The sequence below is a fragment of the Limosilactobacillus panis DSM 6035 genome, assembly GCF_001435935.1.
Taxonomy (GTDB): Bacteria; Bacillota; Bacilli; order Lactobacillales; family Lactobacillaceae; genus Limosilactobacillus; species Limosilactobacillus panis.
This window is the reverse complement of record NZ_AZGM01000112.1, coordinates 1-1,112: the sequence shown is the minus strand read 5'-3', so window position 1 is coordinate 1,112 and position 1,112 is coordinate 1. Positions and strand designations below refer to the sequence as shown.

Annotated in this window: 1 rRNA gene; it reads right to left on the bottom strand. The window is 54.1% G+C overall.

Annotated elements, in window-relative coordinates:
• Positions 1 to 27 precede the first annotated feature (27 nt).
• Positions 28 to 1,112, bottom strand: a 16S ribosomal RNA gene (locus FD32_RS07055); the annotation flags it as partial.

The following is a 1,112-nucleotide window of genomic DNA, read 5'->3' as shown; positions in this document are numbered from 1 at the left end:
ATGTGTAGGTTCCGTTTTATTCCTTAGAAAGGAGGTGATCCAGCCGCAGGTTCTCCTACGGCTACCTTGTTACGACTTCACCCCAGTCATCTGCCCTGCCTTAGGCAGCTCCCTCCAAAATGGTTAGGCCACTGACTTTGGGCATTGCAAACTTCCATGGTGTGACGGGCGGTGTGTACAAGGCCCGGGAACGTATTCACCGCGGCATGCTGATCCGCGATTACTAGCGATTCCGACTTCGTGCAGTCGAGTTGCAGACTGCAGTCCGAACTGAGACCGGCTTTAAGAGATTTGCACACCCTCGCGGGTTAGCTGCTCGTTGTACCGGCCATTGTAGCACGTGTGTAGCCCAGGTCATAAGGGGCATGATGATCTGACGTCGTCCCCACCTTCCTCCGGTTTGTCACCGGCAGTCTCACTAGAGTGCCCAACTGAATGCTGGCAACTAGTAACAAGGGTTGCGCTCGTTGCGGGACTTAACCCAACATCTCACGACACGAGCTGACGACGACCATGCACCACCTGTCATTGCGTCCCCGAAGGGAACGCCTAATCTCTTAGGTTAGCGCAAGATGTCAAGACCTGGTAAGGTTCTTCGCGTAGCTTCGAATTAAACCACATGCTCCACCGCTTGTGCGGGCCCCCGTCAATTCCTTTGAGTTTCAACCTTGCGGTCGTACTCCCCAGGCGGAGTGCTTAATGCGTTAGCTGCGGCACTGAAGGGCGGAAACCCTCCAACACCTAGCACTCATCGTTTACGGCATGGACTACCAGGGTATCTAATCCTGTTCGCTACCCATGCTTTCGAGCCTCAGCGTCAGTTGCAGACCAGACAGCCGCCTTCGCCACTGGTGTTCTTCCATATATCTACGCATTCCACCGCTACACATGGAGTTCCACTGTCCTCTTCTGCACTCAAGTCGCCCGGTTTCCGATGCACTTCTTCGGTTAAGCCGAAGGCTTTCACATCAGACCTAAGCAACCGCCTGCGCTCGCTTTACGCCCAATAAATCCGGATAACGCTTGCCACCTACGTATTACCGCGGCTGCTGGCACGTAGTTAGCCGTGACTTTCTGGTTGAATACCGTCACTGCATGAACAGTTACTCTCA